Raw genomic sequence first — 18,819 nt, 5'->3', positions numbered from 1 at the left:
CTGTTACACCTCCTTAAGAAGCATTTCTATGAAAGCAGGATTCCACAGATTTCCGGTACCAATCTCAAGTGCTCTGGCACCTGCCATTATGAACTTCTTTGCGATATCGGTAGTGGCAATGCCTCCTGAAGCAACTAAGGTGTGTGCCTTTGAGTATTTGTAAATGCTATTGAGGACGATGGGGTATATGGCAGGGCCACTTAGTCCACCGCTTACTGCGCCCAGAACGGGTTTGCCAGAGCGGGGGTCGATGTCCATGGCGGGAAATGTATTAAAGAGCACAAACGCTTCTACCTTGCTTTCCCAGTGCTGCAGAATCTTATCTAACTGTTCTGTGAAGGGTGATAGTTTGACTAAAAGCGGCTTTGTTGTGCTTTTCAAGGATGCTTCCAGTATGTTAGATACGGTAACGTAATCCTTGCCGACCACTTCTCCTCCTGTTTTTACGTTTGGACAAGAAAGGTTGAGCTCAAACGCGTCAATAAGGTCATAGGTGTTCAGTTCCTCAACTATGGTGGCAAAGTCTTCGGGTGATTCACCACCGACGGACACAATCAGGGTAGTGGGCTTCTTGAAATCTGTGAGAAATTGTTTAAAGGCTTCCAAACCCATGTTCTGCAAGCCTATGCTATTAACGAGACCAGCTGGCGTTTCCACCAATCGCGGAGGCCTGTTTCCTTGACGCGGCAGCAGGGTTATGGTTTTGGTCACTGCAGCACCAAACTTGTCTAGCGGTATGAGATCGGCGTCCGCGTAGCCGCACGTTCCTGAGCTCGCTATGAAAGGATTTTTCAAGGTAAGCTTCTTTAAACGCACAGCTCCTGCCATAACAGTTCACCTGCCTCGAAGACGGGTCCTTCTTTACAAACCCTTTGGTATCCAGATGTGGTGGGAATTACGCAGCCGTAACAAGCTCCGAAACCACACGACATGCGTTCTTCCAAGGAAACAAAGCCATTTGTGCCCCATTTACTGTGTAGCCCTTTAAGCATGGGCTTTGGGCCACAAGCACAATAGAACTGTGCTTCTTTGGGTAGAAGATCTGTGACTAGAGTGGGTTCCACCGAGACCTTATTTGGTTTTACTGGTAAGTAATCTAGCAAGATTAGATTTTCTGCCTTGCTTTCACCGTGCAACCACGTAAAGGGTAAGTTTTGCTCTGTAAGCTTCTCTGCGAGGAAGCATATGGGTGCTATGCCGGCGCCCCCACTAATGAGGAAAGTATTGGTTACCACGGCAGGGAAAGGCTTTCCGTAAGGGCCCTCAACCCTGACTTCATCAGGAATACTACTAGTGAAGGGCCCAACTTTCTTTATGATGAAGAAGAGGCGGTTTTCCTTAAGAAATGCTACAGAGAAGGGTTTTTTCACATATTCTTTGTAGAACATGTAAAACTGCCCCGGTTGCGGAAGGTTTTCTTCTGCAACCGGCCCGAAAAAAACAACTACATAATGCCCCAGATCGGTTTTTTCCAACTTAAAGGTTTCATTGAGCATGTTTGTACACCATCGTGCCGTCTAGCATCAAGCCCATGATCTTTGCAGAGGAATCTTTTCCCACATAGGGATTATTCTTTGCCCCCATGCAGCTGCTTATGACATGAGGCTCGTTTTCTTTTATGAAGACTAAATTGGCATTATTGCCCACCGCTATGCCATGCTTCATACCAAGAATCTGAGCTGGTCTTGTACTCAAAGCACTGAGCAGTATTTCCAGGGGCACAAGATTTGTTTTTACTAATCCTTCATAAAGAGCTTCAAAGGCTGTGTCAATGCTGGCAATGCCATAAGGCGCATCTTCCCATTCTTGGTCTTTTTCGGGTTCGGAGTGAGGGGCGTGGTCTGTGGCAATGGCTGCTATTTCAGCACTTCTTAATGCATGAATGAGTGCTTTCCTGTCTCTGTCATCGCCGAAAGGTGGGTTGGCTTTTAGCTTGGTTTCATATTCGAGGTAAGCGGTGTCGTCGAATAGCAGATGGTGTGGTGTAACATCAGCTGTAATATGGCTGCCCAGGTGCTTAAGAAAACTTATGGTATCTAGTCCCATAACGGTTGACAAGTGTGTTATGTGTAGTTTTGCTCCCACCGTCAGGTTTAGTGTACCGTCTCTGTAGACTGCGTGCGCTTCAGCTGCTTTGGGAAATCCTTTTAATCCTGTTTGAAAGCTTACTTGACCTTCGTAAATGCGTCCCGACTTGAAAAGTACCGTGTCTTGAGCATGGTCTATGACCAAAAGATCGTGCCTTTTAGCGTACTTAAGTGCTTGATAGAAGATAAAGCTATTTTCGGTCCAATTTCCGTCGTCACTGATGGCAATTGCACCAGCTTCTGACATGTTTTCTATTTCTGCAAGTAAGCCATCGCAGGTTATGGCACCTGTGACCATGATGGAGAAACCTTCCGGTTTTTTTAGCTCTTTTATGTATTCGACCATGGGAGCGGTGTTTACGGGTGGAACAGTGTTCGGCATCACATTTATGGCGCAGTAACCACCTCTAATTGCTTTCTCTACGGTAATTTGCGGGTCTTCTTTGTACTCCTGCCCTATTCTTAGGTGGGTATGCAGATCCACAAATGCTGGAGAAACAATCATCCCGTTGCAATCATGCACTTCATCGTCACCTACAAGATTTACTCCGATCTCAGCAATTGTGCCGTTTTCTATTCTTAGGTCCATTTTTTGAAATTCGTCGTTCACAAAAGCAGTGCAGTTTTTAATGATCATTCCTCCCTACCTCCCATCAGCGTATAGTAAATTGCCATTCTTACGGCAACACCGTTGGACACTTGTTCTTGTATGGCACTCTTGTCGCAGTAAGCTACTTCTTCATCGATTTCCACCCCTCTATTCATGGGCCCTGGGTGGAGTACAAGTAGGTCTTCTTTTGCTTTTGCCATTCTCTCTTTGGTAAGGCCGTAGAACCGATGGTATTCCTCTAATGACGTTATGAGCCCAGCTTCCTGACGTTCCAGCTGCAGCCTAAGCACGTTAACAACATCTGCTTTCTTGATTGCATTGTCCAAGTCGTATTCTACCTGGGCATAATTCTTAACTTCCTCTGGAATCAGAGTAGGGGGGCCTGAAACAATGATCTCTGCTCCTAACTTACTCAAGCCATAGATATTGGATTTTGCTACTCTGCTGTGCATAATATCCCCCACTATGAGTACTTTTAAGCCTTCTATGCGTCCTTTGTATTGCTGAATGGTGAACAAATCCAAAAGTGCTTGGCTGGGATGTTCATGCTGCCCATCACCTGCGTTAATAATAGAAGCCTTTGAACAGCTGGACAAGTAAGCTGGCACACCGTTCCTACTATGCCTTATGACGATGGCTTCAATGCCCATAGCCTCCAACGTGAGCACAGTGTCTTTAAGGCTTTCTCCCTTTTTAACGGAACTGGTAGCCACACTGACGCTGACTACGTCAGCACTTAAAAGCTTTGCTGCCAGTTCAAAGGAGTTCTTGGTTCTGGTGGAAGGCTCATAGAACAAAGTGCCAATTATTTTTCCTCGAAGAGTGGGGACCTTTTTAACTTCTCTTAGAATAATGTCTTTCATGGGAGCTGCCAGATGCAGTATGGACAAAATCTCGTCGCGGGAAAGCTTTTCTAACCCCAAAAGATGTTTCATATTTGTTGCACCCCTTTCTTTGGCACCCTTTTCAGCCTCACGGGACTGACTTTAAAGGGACATGGATGCCCAATGTTGTTGTTCTGCTTGTTAATCTACTTTTTCCATGATGTAGACGGCGTCTTCGCCATCTATTTCTTCGACGTGAACTTCGATAACTTCCTTCTTGGATGTTGGAACATTTTTTCCAGTGAAGTCTGGTCGAATGGGAAGCTCACGATGCCCTCTGTCGATGAGTACGCAGAGTTGTACAGCCCTTGGCCGTCCAAGGTCAAACAGGGCATCCAAGGCAGCTCTCACCGTTCTACCTGTGTAAACCACGTCATCAACGAGAACTATGATGGCGTCATCAACGCGTTTCGGGATTATGGTTTGATGGACAATGGGGTTCGGACCCAGAGCTGAGAGGTCATCTCTGTACAATGTAATATCCAGCTCACCTACTGGTACTTGAACTCCTTCAATGGATTGAATCGCCTGGGCTAGCCTTTTTGCCAAGGGGATACCACGTCGCCGAATACCAACTAACATGAGGTTGTCTGCTCCTTGGTTCCGTTCCAAAATTTCGTGGGCCAAACGTGCTAGTGCGCGCCTCATATCATCGGCGCTCATGATTTTGGCTTTTTCTTTTAACTGTGACACTTGGGAGCACCTCCTTATTTTGTGAGGTCCCCCAGACCAGCAAGACAGAAGGGTTTTGCCCTTTCCAGCCTCACGGGACCGGATTTAAAGGACCTTTGCTAGGACAATTATAGCATAAGGCATTTGATCGTTAAGGGATTTGGTGAGAAGAGAACATATTATGCACCAGCGGGTGTAGAAAACCATACAAAAGTTTGTTAAATACACTTAACATTGTATGTTGTCATAAGGCATAAATTTTGGCATAATACATATCGAAAAGAACACCTTACACCTCCCTATCCACCCTTCGGGGCTAACCCCAAGCCCTCGAAGCTTGAGAAAGGTAAGGGCCCTGTGAAAGCAGGGCCCTTTTGTTTTTTACTTACTACAGAACTTATTTTATTAGACTTTACTGGCTCTGGGAATTTGCTACTTGAACAGCCAAAGCAATGGAATACAGTTTGCTTTCGGCTGTGTCTGCACGGCTAGTTAAAACTACGGGCGCCTTGGCTCCCACCACAATGCCTGCCATGCTGGCTCCCGCAGCATAAGTAAATGATTTATAGAGGATATTGCCCGCTTCAATATCAGGTACCAGTAAAATGTCGGCAGCACCAGCTACTGGTGATTTGATACCTTTGTGTTCGGCTGCTTCCTTTGAAATGGCGTTATCAAAAGCCAAAGGACCATCTACGATGCAATTCTTTATCTGGCCTCTTTCACTCATTTTTGCCAAAATAGCGGCTTCCACACTGGAAACCATGTCTGGATTGACCGTCTCTACTGCTGACAAAGCTGCTACTTTTGGCATCTCAATTCCCAATGCACGAGCTACCACGACAGCATTCTCTATGATGGACACTTTTTGCTGGAGATCTGGTGCAATGATCATAGCTGCATCAGTTAAGATGATAAATCTATCAAATGCAGGAACTTGAAATACTCCCACGTGGCTAAGCAAACTCTTGTCTTTTCTCAACCCAATTTCCTTGTCTAAAATGGCTCTGAGGTAGTCAGCTGTGTGAATTAAGCCCTTCATTACAACCTGCGCTTTTCCGCTGCTCACCAGTGATACAGCTGCTCTGGGTGCGTTCTCAAGCTCGGGTTCATCGATGATCTCAACCTTATTCATGTCCACATTTAGCTGCTGACATTTCTCCTGAATTTCTTTGGCATCGCCTACCAAATAAAACTGGGCAATGCCCTTTTCTGTTGCCATTTTTACTGTTTCAATGACTTCCATGTCGTTGGCTTGGGCCACTGCGACTTTCACGGGGTTTGCCTTCTTTACGGACTCCAATAGCTCGTCGAAATTCTTCAACGGGCTCACCTCCTAAGTGTGTGTTTTTAGGTTTTCCTATTGCGATGTAACGTACACTTTCTTCTTTCATTATTATAAGCCTTGATTGAGCTGTACTTCTCTGACAGAAAGCGTGGCATTATACTGATAAGTACGAAGTGCGCAGGCAAGGGCATTGATAAAAGGGAGGTGCACCTGTGAAAGTCGGATATGTGCAGTTTAGACCAAAGTTTGGTGATAAAGAATATAACGTTTCTAAAATGATCGATATGGCTTCAACGTTGGATGCCGAAGTTATCGTGTTTCCAGAGCTTGCAAATACTGGTTATGTGTTCAAAAGCAAGGAAGAGATAGTCACTTTAGCCGAACCTTATGACGGTCCTTCAATTAAGAGAATGCAGGAGTTTTCCAAGAGAAAAGGAGCGCTACTAGCTTTTGGTTTTGCTGAGCGCTTTGGAGATGTTTTTTACAATTCTGCAGCTGTGGTCACTCCTGAAGGTGAGGTAAAGATCTATCAGAAGGTGCACTTATTTAATGAAGAAAAGCTTTATTTCAATAGGGGCGATAAGTTCTTCACTTTTACTTGGCACGACACGGTGTTTGGGGTCATGATCTGCTTCGACTGGATTTTTCCTGAAGCTATGCGCACCTTGGCTCTCATGGGAGCTCAGATTGTGCTTCATCCAGCTAATCTTGTTTTGCCTTATTGCCAGGATGCCATGGTTACTCGGTGCATCGAGAATAGGGTGTTCGAGATAACAGCCAACAGAATAGGTGTAGAGCGAGGCCTCAAGTTTACAGGGGCTAGTCAAATTACTGCGCCTGGAGGCATAGTTCTACACAGAGCTACGAAAACTAAGGAGGAAGCACTGGCGGTTGACATTGATCCGGGATTGGCTTTGCAGAAAAGTATAAACAGTTACAACGACCTTTTCAAGGATAGGCTTCCTAGTGCTTATAAGCTTTCGTAGTTTTTATTAGAGTACTGTGATAAGGAGCGTGAAAACATTGAAAGTACTGCTAATAGGGGCTGAGTGTGCACCATTTGTGAAAGTTGGGGGCCTAGCCGACGTGTTGGGTGCTTTGCCCAAATACATAAGTCGCCAAGGTGTGAATGCCGCTACTGTTGTACCCCTTTACCAGAGCATCGATAGAGAGCAGTTCGTTTTAGAAGAAGAGACAGCCCTGAACGTGGAGACAGGTGTTGGTCCGATGCTTTTTAGAGTTTTCAAATGTGTAGACAAAGATGGCATTTTGCACTATTTTCTTGAGCAGGAAAAGTATTTCTCCAGAAGCAATATCTATGGAGAGAAAGACGATGCAGAACGGTTTTTCGCATTTAGTATGGGCACTTTGGAACTTGCGAAACGTGAGAAATTTGATATTCTTCATGCTAATGACTGGCACACTGCCTTAGTGCCTGTGTTGGTACGACAGGATGGACTTCCTTTTAAAACCGTATTCACCATACATAACCTTGCTTACCAAGGTTTATGTAGTCGGTCGCTTTCGGGTTTTCTGAAATTGACACCTGACATGGATGCCCTGATAAGACAAGATGACAACACGATGAACCCCATGAAAGGTGGCATCTTATGTGCCGACTATGTTACCACTGTTAGTCCCACGTATGCGAAGGAAATACTAACACCAGAATACGGCGTGGGATTAGAGAACGTGCTCGTCCAAAGAAAAGACAGGCTCATAGGTATTCTCAACGGCATCGATGTGGAGCTTTATAACCCGGCTACCGACCCACACATTTATGTAAACTTTACTAACGAGTGGGAGAAAAAACTTGCAAATACAGAAGCTCTGAGGAAAGAACTGAATTTGGAAAATGGACCGTATCCAGTGATTGGTTTGGTTAGTAGGTTTGTGGAGCAAAAGGGAATTGATTTGGTAGCTGAAGCCTTAGACTCCATCGTGGAGCTGGGTGCGCAGCTTGTTGCTCTGGGTACGGGTGATAAGAAATACGAAGAATTGCTCTTTAAGAAAGCCGGTAAGTACCATAACATGGTCTCAGTAAACATAACCTTCGATCCTGTGTTGGCTCAGCGAATCTATGCTGGTAGCACACATTTTCTTATGCCTTCCAGGTTTGAACCCTGCGGTCTTGGGCAGATGATAGCGCTAAGATATGGCAGTATTCCCATAGTAAGGCGTACAGGTGGGTTGGCAGACACGGTATTTGATGCTGAAAAAGAACCAAACGGCAACGGTTTTGTGTTTGACGAGCCTACTGTTGATGGTTTGCTAGGGGCTGTTAAGAGAGCAGTTGCTTATTACAAGGATGAACAAATGCACAAGAGCCTTTTCAACAGAGCCATAGCTTCTGATGTCTCTTGGGATAGTTCGGCTAAAGCGTACGTGAAACTTTATGAGAAAGCTCTTATCAGTTGAAACCGAGGGCGTAATACATGCCAGAGTTCAGGAAAGATCCACTTACCGGTAGCTGGGTCATAATAGCCCCCGAAAGAGCCCAAAGGCCCATAGATGCTAATCACAGAACTGCTCAAGTGGAAGAATTTGCCGAATGGAGCGAGGAGTGCCCCTTTTGTTCCGGGAATGAACTAATGACTCCACCAGAAGTACTGGCATACAGGAGCCCAGGTACTGGATCCAACCAACGAGGATGGACACTAAGAGTGGTTAGAAATAAGTACCCTGCACTTTCACCAGATTTAGAGCTAAACACAGTAACAGGAAATGACTTACATAGGAGTATGGTGGGCTTTGGATATCATGAAGTGATTATTGAAACCCCATCGCACTCGCGTGATTTTTCATTCATGGCACTTGATGAAATCGAAGATGTTTTATGGGCATGGCGAGATAGACTTTTGTCGATTAGGGCTGATAAACGCATAAAGTACGCTTTAGTCTTTAAGAATTACGGACACAGAGCTGGAGCTTCTTTAGTGCATCCACACAGCCAGATTATTGCTACTCCTATGGTCCCTAAAAGAATAGAGGAAGAAGTACAAAACATGAGAAATTACTACGGTGAAAAGGGCGCATGTTTGCTTTGTGCGATGCTAAACACCGAGAAATCCGAAAAGAAAAGGATTGTGGAGCAGAATCAAAGCTTTACGGCTTACTGTCCTTACGCTTCTATGAGTGCCTATCAAATCATGATTGTCCCGAATTGGCATAGTTCTGAGTTCATAGAACTCAACCCTGTCCAGATAAAAGATCTTTCCAAGATACTTTGGAGTGTTTTTCGACGTTTGCATTCAGCTGTAGGTGGGCTAGTGCCCTACAATTTGTGGTTGCATAACAGCCCTTGGTGGCAAGAATATGATACAAGCTTTTTTCATTGGCATATTGATCTGGTACCCAGGCTAAGTGAGTTAGCAGGATTTGAACTGGGAAGTGGCCTTTTCATTAATCACACGCTTCCTGAAGAAGCAGCGAAGACCTTGGCGTCGATTAATATAGAATAGCTGCGACACAGCTAGTAAGTGGTTGTTGGAGCTAATTTTTCGACCATTTTCTCCCTTCCATGATCTGAAAGCGTTTAGGTATAATTTGACATTATTTTCATCTAACTTCTGGGGATTCTGATGAGCGAAGGAGGCCGTCTATGGAAAGTGAAGCGAGGGGACAATGGGGTTCTCGCATCGGGTTTGTGTTGGCTGCAATTGGATCTGCTGTGGGTCTTGGCAACATTTGGCGTTTTCCGTATCTTACCTACAAGAACGGTGGTGGAGCTTTTTTAATCCCTTATTTGATTGCCGTTCTCACTGTGGGTATTCCTCTGATCATGCTTGAGGTTTCTCTGGGGCATAAAAGTCAGGGCTCAGCTCCTGTTGCCTTTAGCAAGGCTGACAAGAGGTTTTCGTGGCTCGGGTGGTGGCAGCCGCTGAATTCATTGGTAATCCTTGTGTACTACAGTGTGATTATTGGATGGGCACTGAACTATATTGTGTTTTCTTTTACGCAGGCTTGGGGAAGTGACACTAATAGTTTCTTCTACAAGTCCTTCTTGGGCATAACAAGTGGACCGTTTGACATAGGAGGCATTCGTTGGCCCATATTAATTGCCATGACCGTAATTTGGTTCCTGAATTGGTTCATTGTGTACAGCGGCGTGCAAAGTGGAATCGAACGAGCCAACAAGATTATGATGCCTTTGCTGTTTCTCATGATGCTAGTTTTGATGATACGTGGTGTCACGTTGCCCGGAGCTGCTGTGGGCTTGGAGCAGTATCTGCATCCAGATTTTTCGAAGATTCTGAATGCTCAGGTGTGGATTGACGCCTTTGGTCAAGCCTTCTTTAGTTTGAGCGTGGCCATGGGTGTCTACTGTGCCTATGGAAGCTATCTGCCGAGGAAATCAGACATTACAAACAATGCGTTTATTACAGGTTTCGCTGATACTGGTTTTGCATTCCTCTCCGGATTAGCTGTATTTTCCATACTTGGTTTCATGTCAACTCAGTCGGGTGTGCCATTCACTGAAGTTGTAACCCAGAGCATTGGCCTTGCTTTTGTAGCTTTTCCTCAAGGTATAGGTATGATGCCTGTTGTACCATGGCTATTTGGTTTACTCTTCTTTGGTTGCCTGCTTTTTGGCGGGCTCACTTCAAGTATTTCCATGGTGGAGTCTTTTTCGGCAGGTATCATAGACAAAACGGGGTACAACCGCAAAGCAGTAGTAACTTGGACGTGTTTTCTTGGTTGGTTAGTGAGTATGGTGTTTGCTACTGGTGCTGGCCTTTACATCCTTGATATCGTTGACCACTTCATTAACGCTTATGGTGTGGTACTGGCAGGTTTGGCAGAGGCAGTTGCCATTGGCTGGTTCCTTGGCCCAGAGAAACTCAGGCAGCATTTCAATGCCATTTCGGATTTCAGAATTGGTCCATGGTGGGATTTTCTGATAAAATATTGGGCGCCGCTCATTATGATTGTTATGGGGCTTGTGAATTTCGTCGCTGAAATTCAAAAACCTTATGAAGGATATCCTTTCTTGGCGCTATTCTTGTTGGGCTGGCTAGTAGTAGCTTTGGTACTTGTAGTTGCTTTCTTATTGACCAAAATGAAACCGAAAGGATCTGTTACAACTTCTAAGGGGGGAGTATAGTGAGCACAGCTTCCATAGCCATGTTAGTGGTTATTTGCACGGTTATCTATGGTGGATTAGCATTTTTCTTGAGTATCGCTATGCGTAAAGGCTAGCGCTTTCATCTCCTACATCTTTGACTGCATGTTGCCTTTGAGCAACTTAAGCGCCCACGGTTTGGTTCTGCAAAGCCGTGGGCGCTTATTTATATTTCTTAAGGTCTCTTTGTACCCTAAAAGAGCATATAAGGTTATAAAATAACATCAAGCATGAGTTTCGTAGATGAGCATTTATCGTGCAATAAAAAGCGTATGTGCTTTATGAGGAAAGGAAAGTCAGGAATAATGGGGAGGTGGTTTTTTTGATTGGGCATGTTAACATTGTTCTTCACACTCACTTGCCTTGGGTAAAAAAAGCTGGAAAATGGCCCTTCGGCGAAGAATGGCTTTACCAAGCTATTTTTGATTCTTACATACCGCTAACGCAAACATTCCTGCAGCTCAGGGACCAAGGGTACAGCTTTAAGTTCACCATGAACATAACACCCGTGCTTGGAGAGATGCTTTTGGATGAGTATCTACAGCAGGGCTTTGTGGATTATGCTAAAGAGTTTATAAAGTCCCTTGAAACAGACAAGACAGATGTGTCAGAAGATTTGAAGCATTACTGGCTTGATTTGGCAAAAACGCGTCTAAACTTTTTTGAGTCAATTGAGAGAGATCTTCCAGGCATTTGGGAGGAACTCCAGGACCAAGGTTACTTGACGCTGATAACTAGTGGAGCTACTCATGGTTTTTTACCACTGTTAGGACGTGATGAGACAATCGATTTACAGGTGAAGACAGGAATTCTGTTCCATAACGGCACTTTTGGCAAGAAACCCAGGGGGTTTTGGCTTCCTGAATGTGCTTACAGGCCACGAACGTACCATGTAGCAGGTGGAGCTGTAGTGTTAAGGCCGGGCATTGAAGAATTCTTGGATAAATACGGCATTGATTACACTTTTCTTGATAGCAAACCTTTTGAGAACTATGTTTCACCGGAGCCGTGGATGACTGGAAAATCTGGTCAGTGCAACCTGTTCCAGGCTTACCGTCTGAATAACAGCAACGTAGTCGGTTTTCCACGCCATGATCTGTTGTGCTCGCAGGTGTGGTCCGCAGACTTTGGTTATCCGGGGGACGGTAGTTACATGGAATTTCATAAAAGAAGCTCCTACAGCGGTGCAAGATTCTGGAAGATAACCAACAAGAACATAGACTTCAAGGACAAGCAGCCTTATGATCCTTTGGCAGCTTTGAAAACAGTAGGCGGTCATGCCCATCATTATGCTAGCCGCATCGTTGGTGAACTGGCTGATTACTACAGTGAGTCACGTAAGGAGGGCATAGTGACGCTCACATTTGACACGGAGCTTTTTGGACACTGGTGGTTTGAAGGTCCTAAATTCTTGGAGTTTCTCGTTAAGGAGCTTGCTGAGGCACCTGTGGGATGGACTTCTGGTGAGGATTATTTGGACAATTATTCTGTAGATGCTCGTTGTTTTCTTGGAGAGACCTCTTGGGGTGAAGGTGGACACTACCGCGTTTGGTTCAACCCAGATGTGGAGTGGATGTGGCCGCAGATTTACGAAGCTGAGAACATTGCATATAGAGCCCTGAAAGCTGGCAAAAACGTTGCTGATGATAGACTTTTGAAGCAGCTTATGAGAGAAGTTCTTTTGCTAACTGCCTCTGACTGGCAGTTCCTTATTACTACGGGCGGTGCTGTGGATTATGCCAAAGAACGTTTTGCCTTTCATCTGGCAAATGTGATGGACTTAGCTAGCGCCATATTGAACAAGGAGCCGTTTGATGAAGAGCGTTTGATGGATCTCCAAGACAGGGATAGTCTTTTCTATTTCCTTTCTCCGGAGCTGGTGGATCTTGGGTAAGATTTACTTTAGCTGGGTCATTCATAACCATCAACCTGAAGGGAATTTCACTTGGGTAATGGATGAGGCCTATGAGAAATCTTACAAACCATTCCTAGATTTTTTGAAGCACTCCGGGCTCAAGGCTGCTTTGCATAACAGTGGCACTCTTTGGGAGTATTTTGACTTGCATGCTCCAGAGTATGTTGATGACGTCACTAGCATGGTTGACAAAGGTCAATTGGAACTTATTGGAGGAACGTTTTTTGAAGCCATACTATCTACCATTCCTGATGATGACAAGGTTAATCAGTTAAAGCTTCTAAGAGATTTCGTGGAGAAAAAGTTTCAGACTCCCGTAAATGGAGCATGGGTCACTGAAAGGGTTTGGGAACCTCACTTTCCAAAGTTTTACAACGAAGCTGGTTACCATTATGTGTTCTTGGATGATTATCATTTCACGCAGGCAGGCGAACCTATGCCGCTGCAGGGCTATTACCTTACTGAAGATCAAGGTTACCAGCTTTTTGTATTTCCCATTGACAAGAAACTTAGGTATTTGATACCTTGGCACAGTCCTGAGGAAGTGCTGAATTACTTGAAGTCATTCTCTAGTGAATGCGGGGATGTTTACATACTTTACGCGGACGATGGAGAAAAATTTGGCTTGTGGCAAGGAACACATGAACTATGTTATGAAGAAAAATACTTAGATAAGCTCCTGTCTACCCTTTTGCAGGGTGGTGTGGAAATAATACTACCTGGCGAAGTTTTGGAGAAAACAAATTGTAGTGGATTAGTTTACTTACCTACATGCACATACCCTGAAATGGCTGAATGGAGCTTAGATGAGGTATCTTACGAGCGTTACAGACAGGTAAAAGAAAAACTGACAGAGTCTGAAGCCATATGGCTTCATGGTGGTTTTTGGCGGCGTTTTCTTAAGAGCCATCCTGAGTCTCGGTGGATGTATGGTAGAGTGGTTTCACTTTCCCGCTATTTGAACAACCTTGCCCCTCGGCATCCAAGGAAAAACAAGGCGCTCATGGAACTTTATAGAGCGGAAGCTAACGATGTTTTTTGGCACGGTGTTTTCGGTGGGCTGTATTTAAGTCATCTCCGTCGGAACCTGTACCATAGACTCATAAGAGCAATAACTACTGCAGACGGAACAAAGAAGAGTTACATTGATCTGCAGGATTTTGATTTGGATGGAAGTGAAGAACTTAAGGTTGCCAATGATACTTATCATGTTTTTGTAGAGCCACAAACAGCTTCTATAAGGGAATTTGATCTGTTGCGGGCGGAAGAGAATATGCTGGACGTGCTTGACCCCAAAGGCGAAGTTCACGGTTTATTCTTGGACAAGTGGCATGGACATGCTGTAAATTACACGATCGCTACACGAGAGTTAAAACCTGCGAAACTGGTCTTTCACCCTGAGAACGATCTGTTGTTGGAAAAGGTTTTCACCTTTGAGTCAGGTTTCTTGGAAGTAACCTACAAGTTTTTGAAGGAAAGTGAATTTGTAGTAGAGATTCCTGTGAATCTTTGGAATCCAAGTGCCGAGATCACTGCAGGTAACCAAGCTTTGCCATTAAATGAAGAAGCTCAAATTATGAATGTCCAAGACTTGCATTGGGATGTTGGGGTGGAACACATTGATTTGGTTTTCTCAAAGAGAATAAACATTAAATTGGAGCCCATTCAAATACTTCACGAAAGTGGGCTTTTTAAGGAGGTAACTTATCAAGGTACAATTGTTACAGCTCAATTTAATGCCCGTGGCGGGGAAGAATTTAGTGCTAAGCTGTATGTGTCTGAAAAAACAGAGAGAGGATGAGAAATGGGAAATCTTTATTTAAGTTTTATCTGGCATAACCATCAACCTTACTACAAAGACCCTGACACGGGGAAGATGATTCTACCTTGGGTTAGGCTTCATGCAACGAAGGATTATCTGGATATGTTGCTTTTGAAAAGTAAGTATCCGAATGTAAAAGCTACATTTAATATGGTTCCTTCACTAGTTCGGCAACTTGAAGAATACTGTGAAGGCAAAACAGATACGTATTTGGATCTTACAATGAAGCCAGCAGAATCTTTAACTGATGGGGAAAAACTGTTCATACTTAGAAACTTTTTTAAATCTGATTTTCGGAGGAAAATATCCAATTTCCCGCGATACGTGGAACTTTATACCAAGCGCTATTCACAGGATATCAATGAAAACTTGCACCTTTGGACTACCCAAGAACTTCGTGACTTACAGCTTTTATTTAATTTAGCTTGGATAGACCCCCTTTATTACGAAGAATATCCCAATCTGCGTAGTATAAGGGATAAAGGGCAGAATTTTTCACACGAGGACGTACTAGCTGTTGTTGATGTACAAATGAAGATCATAAAAAGATTGATTAACGATTACCGTGAAGCTAACGCAAATGGTGACGTCGACCTTATCTTTTCGCCTTACTACCATCCCATTTTGCCCTTGATTTATGACACGCGAAGTGCAAGACGAGCTAGGGAAGATGTGCTGTTGCCTCACTTGATTCTGAACGTTCCACAGGATGTAGAACTGCAGCTTCGAAAAGGGTGGAATCAACACAAGGAGTTTTTCGGGAGAGCGCCCAGAGGTTTTTGGCCTTCGGAACAGTCGGTTTCTACAGAAGTGCTTGGGATTGCATCTGATTTGGGCATTGCATGGGCTGTTACCGACGAACGTATTCTTGCAAAAACTCTTGGTATGTCATATTTCTCAAGGGCAGGAAGGGACGTGCCTGAACAGGCAGCCTTACTTTACAGGCCTTACAAGTTATCGCTATCCAACGGTAAAGAAATGATAATAGTATTTAGAGACCAAGTGCTGTCAGACCTTATTGGGTTTGAATATGCTAAGTGGTTAGCAGTTGATGCTGTAAATGATTTCATGTCCAGGCTGGAAGCTATTTATGCGAAAGTGAAACACTTAGATGGTGATTACTTGGTCGCGGTTGCCTTAGACGGAGAGAACTGCTGGGAGTATTACGAAAATGACGGTTATGATTTCCTTTCAAGGCTCTATTCTGTGCTTAGCGATACTGAGTGGGTAGAAACAGTGACCATAAGCGATTTCATTGAAAAGCATGATAATTTTGGCAGGCTTTCTAACCTTACAACGGGGTCTTGGATAAATGCGAATTTTGACATGTGGATAGGAGACCCATGCAAGAATAAGGCTTGGGATTATCTTATTGCTGCTAGGATGCAAGTGGAGCTTGCCTTTAAGAAGTGCACTAATTTGGATGAAGAATTGAAGGATCAAGTTATGGAACAACTGCTTATTGCTGAGGGCTCTGACTGGTTCTGGTGGTATGGAAAACCGAATGAGTCCCCAGATAAGCCAATTTTTGATGAGCTCTTTAGAAAGAATTTAAAGAAAATCTATGAACTCATGGAGGAAGAAGTTCCACAGTTCCTAAGTGAGCCTATAGTTGACAGGAGGTGTTAAGAGCAATGACCATGGAAGAAATGGCAGAATCTTTTCCAGAGTGGCTTTTAGAAGCCGAGGAACTTACAAAACACTTACCTTTTGAGGAGATGAGTAGAAAACTCATAGTTGGTGCCATGGGTGGGTCGGCGATTGGAGCTGATTTTGTGAACACTGCCTACTATGACGTGCTACCGCCCATACCAGTGATTAGGGACTACCGACTGCCCTTTTGGATAGGCGATGGGACATTTATTGCCTCAAGTTATTCCGGCAACACAGAAGAGACACTTACACTGATGAGCGAGGCGGTAAAGCGTAAGCTGCAGATTGTAGGTGTTTCATCGGATGGGGAAGTAGAGAAATACTGTTTGGAGCATAACAGACCTTTCGTAAAACTACCTGCTGGTCTGCCTCCACGTATGGCTTTGCCTTACTCGGCCCGGGTCATATCTGTTTTTGTTGAAAACCTCCATGGCATTAAGCTGCCCTGGAAAGAAGCAGTGGCGTTTCTTAAGAAAAACATGAACGTTATGAAGGACGAAGCGCAGGCTATTGCTGAGAAGTTGGCAAATACTGATGCTGTTTACGTGTTTTCGTCCCAACGTGACTATGTTTTGTCAATGCGTTTCGCTGGAGAGATCTCTGAGAACGCCAAAGAGGTGGCAGGTTTTCTTTACATGACTGAAGCAAACCACAACTTTTTACAGGGGTTTCAACATGGGGCCAGTCCTAAAGTGGGCATAGTTGTCTATGAAGACACTGAAAAGTATGAACGCATAGAACTGCAATCTTCTTTCTTGCTAAGAAAGGCAGAGGAAAATGGCTCTCCTGCTGTTAAAATAGGGCTAAAAGGTGAAACTAGATTGGAAAGACTTCTTTATGGTGTTCTAGTCGGGGACTTTGCTTCCATTTACATGGCTGAGAAGAAAGGCATTGATGCTATGCCCGTACATATTATTACTGAACTGAAGACCTTTTTGAAGAACGCATGATAACGTGGATGGGTACACTTCTGTGGGCCTTGAGCTCGTTGTTTTTGGGCTACTGGGGTGTACCCATAGCTGTCATTACTTTCCTCGGATGTGTGGCCGGCTGGGCCTGGAAAGGGGTAGCCGTCGAAATAGCTGTCGATACTGGCCTATTCCAAAATCAGGCCGAGTTTTTTTCAAAGCTTCCATTGGGCGTGGTGCAGTCGATGGCTCCTGAAATCAGGTCAGCTGTAGCTTATGCTTTAATAGCTTTTGTTGCTGTGTCTGTGATTGCCGTTTTAATTTTGTTTTTTGCAGCCTGTGCGTTTAAGGTTCACACAAAAAGCCCAAGAACGTGGTCTAGCACGTTGGTTAGCTTGATTGTGGGATTTGTAGTGGGTTTTGTTTTCGTAGGCATATGCGGCTTGTCGCTCAAAGCTCTGGGATACGCAGTACCGGTTGCTGATAATGCCTTGTTGCAGTACTTTTTCTCAGTTCTTATCAAGACTCTTGCTTAAATAACTCTGTCTTGCTATGTATATACGGTATGGAGGTGAACAAGGATATGGAAAGTTTATATGAGGAACCTCAAGTGCAACCGGATTTTCCGAAGAGGAAAAAAAGCATTTGGGCCAGGGTTTTGACTGCAGCTCTGCTAGTAGCAGTAGTGTTTGTTTCAGGATTGGTAGGTTATGCTTACGGCTATAGCCAAAAACCTGATGTAACCGCAGGCCCAGTGGTGGTTACCACGTCAGAAACTTCGAGTACAGCCAGCAATCTGTTGGTTAGTTTACAAAACCAGATTGAACTTGTAGCAGATCGGGCATCGGACGCCGTGGTCAATATTCAAACAGAATCAATCTCCTATGATCTTTGGTTTCAGGCGGTTCCTTCTCAGGGATTGGGATCTGGGTTCTTCATAAGTAGTGATGGTTACGTACTCACGAATAATCATGTGATTGAGGGAGCTAGAAGCATAACCGTAATTACGCGAGACGGCAAGCGTTACACAGCGAAAGTAGTAGGCAGCGATCAGCTTTCTGATTTAGCCGTGTTAAAAGTAGATATTTCGGGCGCCAAATTCTTAAGTTTTAGGAGTACCGACACAGTAAAAGTAGGCGAATTTGTAGTGGCTATTGGTAACCCGCTGGGACTTAGCCATTCAGTTACATTTGGTGTGCTTTCCGCAAAAGAGCGAAGTATCCAAGAGCCCAATGGTGCGCTTATTGTTGACATGCTCCAGACCGATGCTGCCATTAATCCCGGAAACTCAGGAGGGCCTCTTTTGGATCTGAATGGTAAGGTAGTAGGTATTAATACTGCTATTAGTACTGAAGGCCAAGGCATAGGTTTTGCCGTATCTGCTGACACAGCCGTAAAGGTAGTCAACGATCTGATTCAGCATGGTTACGTAAGATGGGCTTATCTGGGTGTGGTTACTCGAGAAACGTCCACCGAGGACGGTGTTGTAGTGGTGGACATGGATGTAAACGGCCCTGCGTACAAAGCTGGCTTAAAAACTGGTGACAAAATAGTGGCTCTTGATGGACAGGCTGTCAGAAATCAACAAGATCTTAATAGCTTGATTAGGAAGAGGAATCCCGGTGAGAAGATAGTTGTTAGGGTGAACAGATCAGGACAAAACTTAGATATTACGGTAACTTTGGGAGAGAGGCCAAAAAGCTGATAACCATTACGATTTGTAAAGATTGAAATAGCATTCTTAAGTTTTTTCGCGGAAAATCGCGAAATGTATAGCTTTTGTACTTGCATTGTGGACTAAGTATGGTAAAATACTAAGCTGCATTGAAAAACATCAAAATTAGAAGGGAGTGGTGGT

17 protein-coding genes are annotated in these 18,819 nt (G+C 44.3%); 11 read left to right on the top strand and 6 right to left on the bottom strand.

Translation table 11 applies throughout. The features are described 5' to 3' along the window. Positions 1-3 precede the first annotated feature (3 nt). The 6 genes from COPRO5265_RS06230 to ptb form a co-directional block, all read right to left on the bottom strand. Positions 4-828: a beta/alpha barrel domain-containing protein gene (locus tag COPRO5265_RS06230; protein ID WP_012544768.1), complete on the bottom strand. Its 825-nt coding sequence runs from the start codon at positions 826-828 to the stop codon at positions 4-6. Beyond that, a complete protein-coding gene (locus tag COPRO5265_RS06225) occupies positions 807-1,496 on the bottom strand; it encodes an iron-sulfur cluster-binding protein (protein WP_012543940.1) in 690 nt (229 codons plus the stop codon). The genes COPRO5265_RS06230 and COPRO5265_RS06225 overlap by 22 nt, the downstream gene beginning before the upstream one ends. After that, positions 1,486-2,724 (bottom strand): dihydroorotase, encoded by a 1,239-nt coding sequence (locus COPRO5265_RS06220; RefSeq protein WP_012544616.1) that lies wholly within the window; start codon positions 2,722-2,724, stop codon positions 1,486-1,488. Before COPRO5265_RS06220 ends, COPRO5265_RS06225 begins: the two co-directional genes overlap by 11 nt. Beyond that, complete coding sequence (locus tag COPRO5265_RS06215) at positions 2,721-3,632, bottom strand: aspartate carbamoyltransferase catalytic subunit (RefSeq protein ID WP_012544430.1); 912 nt, start codon at positions 3,630-3,632, stop codon at positions 2,721-2,723. The genes COPRO5265_RS06220 and COPRO5265_RS06215 overlap by 4 nt, the downstream gene beginning before the upstream one ends. Positions 3,633-3,722: 90 nt before the next feature. Next, positions 3,723-4,274, bottom strand: a complete 552-nt coding sequence (gene pyrR, locus COPRO5265_RS06210) for a bifunctional pyr operon transcriptional regulator/uracil phosphoribosyltransferase PyrR (protein WP_012543761.1) — start codon at positions 4,272-4,274, stop codon at positions 3,723-3,725. 391 nt (positions 4,275-4,665) lie between these two features. Beyond that, positions 4,666-5,577: a phosphate butyryltransferase gene (gene ptb, locus COPRO5265_RS06205; RefSeq protein WP_012544381.1), complete on the bottom strand. Its 912-nt coding sequence runs from the start codon at positions 5,575-5,577 to the stop codon at positions 4,666-4,668. A 176-nt stretch (positions 5,578-5,753) separates the two neighbouring features. Between ptb and COPRO5265_RS06200 the strand changes: the two genes are divergently transcribed. From COPRO5265_RS06200 to COPRO5265_RS06155, 11 genes are all read left to right on the top strand, one after another. Further along, positions 5,754-6,527 carry a nitrilase-related carbon-nitrogen hydrolase gene (locus tag COPRO5265_RS06200; RefSeq protein ID WP_012543575.1) on the top strand — a complete coding sequence of 258 codons (774 nt, stop codon included), beginning with the start codon at positions 5,754-5,756 and terminating at the stop codon, positions 6,525-6,527. A 28-nt stretch (positions 6,528-6,555) separates the two neighbouring features. Further along, complete coding sequence (locus COPRO5265_RS06195) at positions 6,556-7,959, top strand: glycogen synthase (RefSeq protein WP_012543751.1); 1,404 nt, start codon at positions 6,556-6,558, stop codon at positions 7,957-7,959. Between the two features lie 17 nt (positions 7,960-7,976). Next, positions 7,977-9,002 carry a galactose-1-phosphate uridylyltransferase gene (gene galT / locus COPRO5265_RS06190; RefSeq protein WP_012544368.1) on the top strand — a complete coding sequence of 342 codons (1,026 nt, stop codon included), beginning with the start codon at positions 7,977-7,979 and terminating at the stop codon, positions 9,000-9,002. A 140-nt stretch (positions 9,003-9,142) separates the two neighbouring features. Then, positions 9,143-10,645, top strand: a complete 1,503-nt coding sequence (locus COPRO5265_RS06185; RefSeq protein WP_012544793.1) for a sodium-dependent transporter — start codon at positions 9,143-9,145, stop codon at positions 10,643-10,645. Then, positions 10,645-10,740: a MetS family NSS transporter small subunit gene (locus tag COPRO5265_RS07690; protein ID WP_012543711.1), complete on the top strand. Its 96-nt coding sequence runs from the start codon at positions 10,645-10,647 to the stop codon at positions 10,738-10,740. The genes COPRO5265_RS06185 and COPRO5265_RS07690 overlap by 1 nt, the downstream gene beginning before the upstream one ends. 236 nt (positions 10,741-10,976) lie before the next feature. Next, positions 10,977-12,557, top strand: a complete 1,581-nt coding sequence (locus tag COPRO5265_RS06180; RefSeq protein WP_012543467.1) for a glycoside hydrolase family 57 protein — start codon at positions 10,977-10,979, stop codon at positions 12,555-12,557. Beyond that, entirely contained in the window at positions 12,550-14,379 is a 1,830-nt protein-coding gene (locus COPRO5265_RS06175) for an alpha-amylase/4-alpha-glucanotransferase domain-containing protein (RefSeq protein WP_012544393.1), read from the top strand. The genes COPRO5265_RS06180 and COPRO5265_RS06175 overlap by 8 nt, the downstream gene beginning before the upstream one ends. 3 nt (positions 14,380-14,382) lie before the next feature. Beyond that, complete coding sequence (locus COPRO5265_RS06170; protein WP_012544813.1) at positions 14,383-16,029, top strand: glycoside hydrolase family 57 protein; 1,647 nt, start codon at positions 14,383-14,385, stop codon at positions 16,027-16,029. 5 nt (positions 16,030-16,034) lie between these two features. After that, positions 16,035-17,003 (top strand): SIS domain-containing protein, encoded by a 969-nt coding sequence (locus COPRO5265_RS06165; protein WP_012544084.1) that lies wholly within the window; start codon positions 16,035-16,037, stop codon positions 17,001-17,003. 29 nt (positions 17,004-17,032) lie between these two features. Further along, the gene (locus tag COPRO5265_RS06160; RefSeq protein ID WP_234397911.1) at positions 17,033-17,497 is read left to right on the top strand and encodes a hypothetical protein; all 465 of its coding nucleotides are present in this window, start codon (positions 17,033-17,035) and stop codon (positions 17,495-17,497) included. Positions 17,498-17,544: 47 nt separating this feature from the next. Continuing rightward, on the top strand, positions 17,545-18,666 hold the full coding sequence (locus tag COPRO5265_RS06155; protein ID WP_012544792.1) for a S1C family serine protease: 1,122 nt from the start codon (positions 17,545-17,547) through the stop codon (positions 18,664-18,666). Positions 18,667-18,819 lie beyond the last annotated feature (153 nt).

The sequence above is a fragment of the Coprothermobacter proteolyticus DSM 5265 genome (assembly GCF_000020945.1).
In the GTDB taxonomy this organism is placed as follows: Bacteria; Coprothermobacterota; Coprothermobacteria; order Coprothermobacterales; family Coprothermobacteraceae; genus Coprothermobacter; species Coprothermobacter proteolyticus.
Note: the sequence above shows the minus strand (reverse complement) of the source record. Positions and strands in the feature narration are given on the sequence as shown.